Here is a 7,297-nt window from a genome sequence, read left to right on the forward strand (position 1 = left end):
GGGGCTATTCAGGTTTGATCTCAGAAAGACAAACAGAAGTGAATTTGTATAATATGTCCGGGATTAAGGATAATACTTAAAAATCAAAACCTTCCGGGGAATTCCCGGAAGGTTCTTTTTATTTGAAAAAAAAACAGATCTTGCCCTTAAACCAGCCCCGAAATATTTCCTTCCAAATCTACTGTGATATTTTCTGAAGCAGGATGCGCCGGTAGTCCGGGCATTCGCATGATATCTCCGGTTATTGGGATAAGAAATCCGGCACCAGAGGCTATTTCAATTTCTCTAACATTTAACGTAAATCCTGTAGGTCTTCCTAAAAGAAGAGGATCATCAGAAAGGGATTTTTGGGTCTTGGCAATACAAACCGGTAACTCTTCCAGCCCCAGGTCCAGAATGGTCTTAAGATTTTTCCTGGCCTTAGGAGAAAACTCTACTTTTTCTGCACCATAGATCTTTTTTGCAACAAGTTCGATTTTTGTCACTACATCCTGCTCCCATCGATAAAGGGGTGTAAAATCAGATTTATTTTCCTCAATGGCTTCAACTACTTTCGCAGCGAGGTCAAGTGCTCCTTCTCCTCCTTTAGCCCAGCCATCAGAAAGGGCCACTTTTACATTTAGTTTCCTGGCCAGATCAAAAATCACCTGGATCTCCTCATCGCTATCGCTGTAGAATTTATTTATGGCAATAACAGGGGTTATATTATATAATTTCGCGTTTTCGAGATGTTTTTCAAGGTTGGGAAGCCCTTTTATCAAGGCATCCACATTAGGAATAGTTAGCGTTTTTAAATCTGCTCCTCCGTGGTATTTTAAAGCTCTAATCGTAGTAGTCATCACCACAACCTTAGGGGCAAGCCCTGCACTCTGACATTTGATATCAAGGAATTTTTCTGCTCCAAGATCAAATCCAAAACCAGCCTCGGTAACCGTGTAATCTGAGAGACTCATCCCCATTCTGGTTGCAATAACTGAGTTAGTGCCCTGGGCAATATTGGCAAAAGGCCCTAAGTGAATTATGGCAGGGTTTCCTTCGATGGTTTGCACTAAATTAGGCTTAAGCGCATCTTTAAGTAAAGTGGCCATAGCCCCTTCCGCATTCAGATCGCGTGCAAATATTGGTTTTTTCCTGAAGGTATAACCTATAAAGATATTGCCTAAACGTCCCTTTAAATCATCAAGATTTTCTGCCAGGCACATGATAGCCATGATCTCTGAAGCCGCGGTAATATCGAAACCACTTTCCCGGGGAATTCCCGAACCTGTACCTCCAAGCCCTATCACGATATTACGCAGCGAACGGTCATTAACGTCCATTACCCTTTTCAATGAAACAGTTCGGGGGTCAATATCCAGGTTATTGGTTTTTGACTGAATATTGTTATCCACCAATGCGGCAAGCAGGTTGTGCGCCTTTTCAATTGCTGAAAAATCCCCTGTAAAATGAAGATTAATATCTTCCATTGGAAGGACCTGTGAAAAACCTCCTCCTGTAGCGCCACCCTTGATTCCGAAAACCGGACCTAAGGATGGTTCCCTTAAAACCACAGTGGTCTTCTTACCAAGTCGGTTCAGGGCTTCTGAAAGTCCGATGGAAACAGTGGTTTTCCCTTCTCCTGCGGGCGTTGGAGATATAGCTGACACCAGTATAAGATTGGAGTTATTTACCTTTTCTTTATCAATTCTGGAAAGCGGAAGTTTGGCTTTATACTTTCCGTACATTTCAATTTCTTCGGAATCCAGGCCCAGTTTCCGGGCAATTTCAGTTATAGGCTTTAATTCTATCTTTTGAGCAATTTCGAGGTCGCTAAGAGGCGTTGTAGTCTTCATTTTTTCCTGCTTTTAATAATACAATATTACAAGCAATATTGAATTTGAAAAATGATGAGGATCAGGAAAAAGCGAATTACTAAAAGGTTTTCGTAAGTTTATGGTCTCAACAATAACAAGCTGATTTCCTGAATCCTATTTATTCAAGCTTCGACGCTAATCAATGTAGTAACGGAGAAATAAAAAAAGGTTTAAGATTAATATGCTGTGTAACAAAACAGGGATTCTTCGACCTATTAAGAAAGCCTTTACAACTAACCTAACACCAAAAATAGATATGAGACTTAAACACATCCTCCCACTCCTGTTAATCACTGTCGCCTTCACCGCATGTGTAGAAAAAACCGAAACAACAGGAGATAGCCAAACCACGGTCGCGCCTGATTTCTCAATAGACAGAGAAGACTTAGAGAGTAAAATTTTAACAATTATTCCTGCGGAAGATATCCTGATTTCCAGTGGTCAAACCAAAAAATCTGGAGAAGAAGCCTATAATTTTATAAGTGTGGAAATTGTAAGTCCGGATAGCTCTCCTTCCAGCGGCATCACTTTTTCAAGCCTTGCGAATGAGGTAGCAAAAACTGTGGAAGAAGACATCAGTAATATTAAAGATTTCCAGAAAGTTATGGTTGAAGTTCATGATAGCGTAGAAGAGGAAAATTCAGAATATACCATTACCTATAAAAAAGAACTGGAGCTATAATATTCTGAAATTTCAACTTCAGGAAAAAAGAAAACCCTGTCAGAGCACCGACAGGGTTAAGCCAAGCCAAAAAGCTGAGCTTTTCAATGTAAAAAGAGGAAACCGGTGGAATTATGACAAAAACAAAAAAGTCTACCGGTTTCCTCTTTCTTATTTTATTGTTTGATGAATTCTCCGTCAACTTCAATTTTTACCTCATCACTAAGCATAGGCTCAGGAAAATCCTGACCTAAATTAAAATCAGATCGCTTTACTTCCCCGGTAATCTTAAATCCGGAGGTAAGATCTTTGCTCTGCGGATTTTCAATAGTACCCCTGTACCATACTTCCAAAGTAACCGGTTTGGTGACTCCGTTAAAGCTAAGGTCTCCCTGGACCTTATACTTATTGTCCCCTGATCCTTCTGAAGAGGTGCTTTTGAAGTTCATCTTAGGATTATTTTCAACATCGAAGAAATCGGCGCTTTTGAGATGGTTATCCCTCTTTTCAACTCCTGTATTAATTGAGGCCACATCGATTTCCATTTCGTATTGCGCATCGCTAAAATCATCTTCAGAAGCAGTGATACTTCCTTCAAATTCTCCGAACTGCCCTTCTATTTCAGCAATCCCAAGGTGAACAATGTCAAAAGACACCTGGGTATGAGCCGGGTCTGCTTTCCAGGTTGTCTGTGCGAAGGTGTTGGCGCTTATAAAAGCGATAAACAAAAAAGAAAATACATGTTTCATAATATTTAGTTTAGTAATTAATAAGCTTTTCGTCCTGAAAAATTTTTCCAAGGCTTAATTTACTCAATTTTTACTAAACCTCTTAATCGCAATTTCCATCGGGAGTACAGGAATCGCCACCAGAGATATTCAATTCAGCTTTTTTAGGTTTAGATTCTTCCCAGGCTTTTTCCAGGGTTTGCAAAAATGCTTCTGAAGGCTGGGCTCCGGAAACAGCATATTTATCATCAAAGACAAAAAAGGGAACTCCTCTTACTCCAATATTGCGAGCTTCCATTTCATCTTGTTTTACTTCATAGGCAAAGTCATCAGCTTCCAGGGTGGTTTTCACTTCATGAGCATCCATCCCTATGGAAGTGGCGACCTCCTGTAATACTTCAGCATCATCAATATTCTTTGCTTCCTCAAAATGGGCTTTAAACAGGGCTTCTTCAATTTCATTTCCAAGGCCTTTTGATTTTGCCAGTTGGATAAGTCGGTGCGCCATAAAAGAGTTGGCCGTAACCGAAGTTTCCAGGTTAAAATTCAAACCTACTTCAGCGGCCATTTTGGTTGCTCCTTCAAACATTTGCCTTGCCTGATCTTCGCTTACTCCTTTAGTTTGCATAAAATATTCTAAGGTACTTTGTTTCGGATCGGTTTTAAGATGGGGATCTAACTGGTAGCTTTTCCATTCTATTTCCACCTGTTCTTCCTGTGGAAATTTTGCCAGAGCAGCTTCAAATTTTTTCTTTCCTATATAGCAGAAAGGGCATCGTACATCTGACCATATTTTAACTTTCATAAATATTTTTTTAGCTAATATAATGCATGTTCTATTTAAATAAGAATTTCCGGAAGTAGAGAGTTGAACATTAGGATCGTGAAACTGATTGGGGTTTTCCTCAATGCATCGCGGTTAAAATTGGTAGACCGTACTGCCGACCGCTATATTTCCCAATTTGTAAAACCCGGACTAATAAGACGTGAGGCACTAAATTCATATCTCAATTACGCAAAAATAAAACCTGCGCAAAGTCATCACCATAATCCATGCATTTCGCTATCCAATTGATTATTAGATTTTTTTCTTACCCAGTTTATTTTAATTTTGTCGGAGAAGGCGAATTCTGCGGCTTTGAAGACTTATCCTACCTTTTACTGTAAGAAAAATAGCCAGTTCAAAAAACGAAAAATCGACCCTACTCAATTTTGCATGTTTTATAGAACTGGCTTTTATATCTAAATCAATTTCAGATCTTTCATTATACTCACCAGGTGAATAGAATTATTTGCCTGAAACTCTTCTTTTAATTCTTTCAGGCGTTTTTCAATAGCACTTTTGCTGTTGGGCCTTATTCCCTCTGTTTTTAGTTTCTCCTCAATTTGATCCTGGGTATAGCCGGTAGCAAGGTATTGCACAATTTTGATTTCAAAATTATTAAGAACAAGTATATTATCCTGTCTCAGGGAATTTTCTATCTCGGGAGAATTGTAATGTTTCCCAACCCATAGCTTATTAATTGCTTCTTTTAATTCTTTTAAGCCGTTACGGCCTTTGCAAACATAGGCTTCTATATTACCGGAATCCCACAATTCCCTTACCGTTTGAGGATGATCTTCAATCGAATTAACAATGATCTTAAGATTGGGATCTTCAGATTTTAATATTCCTATCAGTTCACCTCCGGAGGTGATTTTTTCATTGCGGTGGTCTTTTTTAAAAGAAAGATCACAGATCAGCAAGTCGAAAGGATCTTCCTCTTGTAGTGCTTTTTTAGCCAATAACCAGGCTTGATCACAGTATTGAGCGTGAGAGATATTTTCAATGCTCATTTCAGAAAGGCTGGCTGCAACAGCGTGGTTGATGCTATCCATGTCTTCTGCTATGAGTACTTTTTTAAACATGCTTTAAATCGGAATTTTAATACTGCTCTTAAGCCCTTTTCCTTTTTCTACTTCAAAAGTAATATCTCCTCCAATAGAAAAAATACGGTTTTCCACATTTTGGATCCCGTTCCCGTTTCTCAGGTCCTCTTTCGTACACCCCTTACCGTTGTCCGAATAGGTCAACGCCAGACACTTACCGGTCTTTTGAAAGCTAATGGCTACAAGGTTTGCTCCACTGTATTTCTTCATATTAATTATTAATTCCTGGAGAATCCTGTAGAGGATGATCTTCTTTTCCGACGCTAATTTGTTCCAGGGGATATCCTCCTGACCCCGAAGTATGATTCTTGTATTATATGGAGTATTAGAAGTAAGCATGGCAGTAAGATTGTAGAGATAATTTTCTCCTGTATCTATGGACCTGTTTTCCCTGGAAATATTTCTGGTCCTGGAATAAATACTCTCGAGCCCCGCCAATTCTTCTTCAGAAGCCGAACTTTCCATTTTGCTCATGATGTTATAAATGTCGTTCGCTAATTCATCATGAATCCTTTTAGAAATTCTGGATTCGGTATTATAAATTTCTTTTAATTTTTCTTTTTGATGCCTTTGTTTCAGGTGATAAATACCAAAACCTACAAGAATTAAAATAATCGTCCCCCCAAGAGAAATTGTAATTAGTTGTTTTTCCAGATTCGAAGTTTTAAGACTCTGAGCCATTGTTATTTTCTCCAATCCATCTATCTGCTTTAGTTTTTCCTCTTCGTCATAGCTGATTTTGGCAAAAAGATTTTTAGCTCTTAGATTTTCAGCCTTGAGGCTGTCATTAATCTTAACATATAGTGACGTAAAGCTCCTGGCTTCTCTGTCTGATGAAAGTGCTATTAGCTTTTCAAGAGCGGTTAACTTTGCTGCTTTGCTTTCAAGGTCTTCAGCTGTCTGAAAAAGGCTGTCGGCATAAGCTTTTGCTGCTTCCCGGTTCCTTCCTTTGTAATATTCTGAAAGATGATCGTAACTGGCAATAAGCCCATTCAGATCATTTTCGCTTTTTCGAATAGCCAGGGCATCCAGGAGTTCTTCTTCAACATCTGCCGAATCACTCAACCATTTCGTATAGGCATGGTTGTCAATAAAACGAGCTTCAGATTTTTTAAACTTAAAGTCATTCCTATCCAGGATTTGCTCAAAAATGTGAAGGGCTTCCTCATGCCGCTCAAGGTCTCTTAAAGAAAGAGCAATATTATTCATTGCACTTAGACTGTCATCGGTATCAACTGCATATTTAAATGCATTTTTATATTCAGCAAGGGCATCCTTGTAGAGTCCTTGATTCCTATAGGAACTGGCTATGGTATTGAAGGTGCTGGACACATAGGACGAATCTTCCTGTCGAAAATGCCTTAAAGCCTCGGTAGCTGTTTTTTGGGCGCCTGTATAATCTGTGATCAGGTGTTGGGCTGCGGCAATTTCTGAAGTGCGTTTAGCATAGCTGGTACTATCGCCAAGTTGCCGGTAATATTCTCTTGCTTTTAAAGAATTTTCATAGGTTTTCTCGGGTTGATTTGTATACCTGTAAACCACAGCTTTCCTATAATAGCCGGTAGCCAGGTAAGAGGTATCATTCTGTACTTTAGCCGCGTCAACCAGTTTGCTTGCATAAAAAAGCGAGCTGTCGTATTGCTTTAGCCTGTTGTGATAATAGATCTTGAAATCAAGAACTCTGGGATATAAACTATCGCGCCTGTTTTTCACAAACCCCAAAGACTTGTTGAGATTATTGAGTTTGTCCTGAACCTTTTCTGCCTCTTGAGCTTTTTGGAAATAGAAATGGCTGCTATCTGAAGAAATAAGGTTATTTCCCTCCTGATCTTCAAATTGGTTGCAGGAAAAAATAGCAAAAACGATCAGACCTAGCAGCAAAAAAGAAAAGCGTGAAATTTTCATAAGGTGAAAATAAAAAAAGCCACAGAATCTACGGCTTTATTTGTTTTATTTCTACCTGCAGGAGGATCTTCACCAGGATCATTGGGTTCTTCTTCAAATTCGGCAGAATAAATATCTGGTTCCTTTAACTCTTCTAAATTACCTGAAGTTACCAGGAAATTCGAAAGTAGCACCTAAGAATATTAATTGCAGTTTTTTCATGACTTTGAGTTTATTTATAG

General features: G+C 38.9%; 7 protein-coding genes. 1 reads left to right on the forward strand and 6 read right to left on the reverse strand.

The genetic code is table 11. The features are described 5' to 3' along the window. Positions 1-146: 146 nt before the first annotated feature. A complete protein-coding gene (locus ACESK1_RS09595) occupies positions 147-1,832 on the reverse strand; it encodes a formate--tetrahydrofolate ligase (protein WP_372919965.1) in 1,686 nt (561 codons plus the stop codon). A gap of 277 nt (positions 1,833-2,109) precedes the next feature. Between ACESK1_RS09595 and ACESK1_RS09600 the strand changes: the two genes are divergently transcribed. Next, positions 2,110-2,535, forward strand: coding sequence for a hypothetical protein (locus ACESK1_RS09600; RefSeq protein ID WP_372919966.1), 426 nt, complete (start codon positions 2,110-2,112; stop codon positions 2,533-2,535). A 155-nt stretch (positions 2,536-2,690) separates the two neighbouring features. Here the strand turns inward: ACESK1_RS09600 and ACESK1_RS09605 are convergent, their stop codons facing one another. The 5 genes from ACESK1_RS09605 to ACESK1_RS09625 all read right to left on the reverse strand — a co-directional run bounded on the left by ACESK1_RS09605 (position 2,691) and on the right by ACESK1_RS09625 (position 7,249). Then, a complete protein-coding gene (locus tag ACESK1_RS09605; RefSeq protein WP_372919967.1) occupies positions 2,691-3,263 on the reverse strand; it encodes a YceI family protein in 573 nt (190 codons plus the stop codon). A gap of 82 nt (positions 3,264-3,345) precedes the next feature. Then, positions 3,346-4,047 (reverse strand): DsbA family protein, encoded by a 702-nt coding sequence (locus ACESK1_RS09610; protein ID WP_372919968.1) that lies wholly within the window; start codon positions 4,045-4,047, stop codon positions 3,346-3,348. A 437-nt stretch (positions 4,048-4,484) separates the two neighbouring features. Continuing rightward, positions 4,485-5,150, reverse strand: a complete 666-nt coding sequence (locus ACESK1_RS09615) for a DNA-binding response regulator (protein WP_372919969.1) — start codon at positions 5,148-5,150, stop codon at positions 4,485-4,487. A gap of 3 nt (positions 5,151-5,153) precedes the next feature. Then, complete coding sequence (locus ACESK1_RS09620; protein WP_372919970.1) at positions 5,154-7,076, reverse strand: tetratricopeptide repeat protein; 1,923 nt, start codon at positions 7,074-7,076, stop codon at positions 5,154-5,156. After that, positions 7,073-7,249 (reverse strand): hypothetical protein, encoded by a 177-nt coding sequence (locus tag ACESK1_RS09625; RefSeq protein ID WP_372919971.1) that lies wholly within the window; start codon positions 7,247-7,249, stop codon positions 7,073-7,075. The genes ACESK1_RS09620 and ACESK1_RS09625 overlap by 4 nt, the downstream gene beginning before the upstream one ends. Between the last annotated feature and the right edge of the window lie 48 nt (positions 7,250-7,297).

The sequence above is a fragment of the Salegentibacter sp. genome (genome assembly GCF_041642575.1).
In the GTDB taxonomy this organism is placed as follows: Bacteria; Bacteroidota; Bacteroidia; order Flavobacteriales; family Flavobacteriaceae; genus Salegentibacter.

Excerpts from the sequence above, each read along its gene's own strand:
- ACESK1_RS09595 (WP_372919965.1), bottom strand. The coding sequence starts at position 1,832 with ATGAAGACTACAACGCCTCTTAGCGACCTCGAAATTGCTCAAAAGATA.
- ACESK1_RS09600 (WP_372919966.1), top strand. The coding sequence starts at position 2,110 with ATGAGACTTAAACACATCCTCCCACTCCTGTTAATCACTGTCGCCTTC.
- ACESK1_RS09605 (WP_372919967.1), bottom strand. The coding sequence starts at position 3,263 with ATGAAACATGTATTTTCTTTTTTGTTTATCGCTTTTATAAGCGCCAAC.
- ACESK1_RS09610 (WP_372919968.1), bottom strand. The coding sequence starts at position 4,047 with ATGAAAGTTAAAATATGGTCAGATGTACGATGCCCTTTCTGCTATATA.
- ACESK1_RS09615 (WP_372919969.1), bottom strand. The coding sequence starts at position 5,150 with ATGTTTAAAAAAGTACTCATAGCAGAAGACATGGATAGCATCAACCAC.
- ACESK1_RS09620 (WP_372919970.1), bottom strand. The coding sequence starts at position 7,076 with ATGAAAATTTCACGCTTTTCTTTTTTGCTGCTAGGTCTGATCGTTTTT.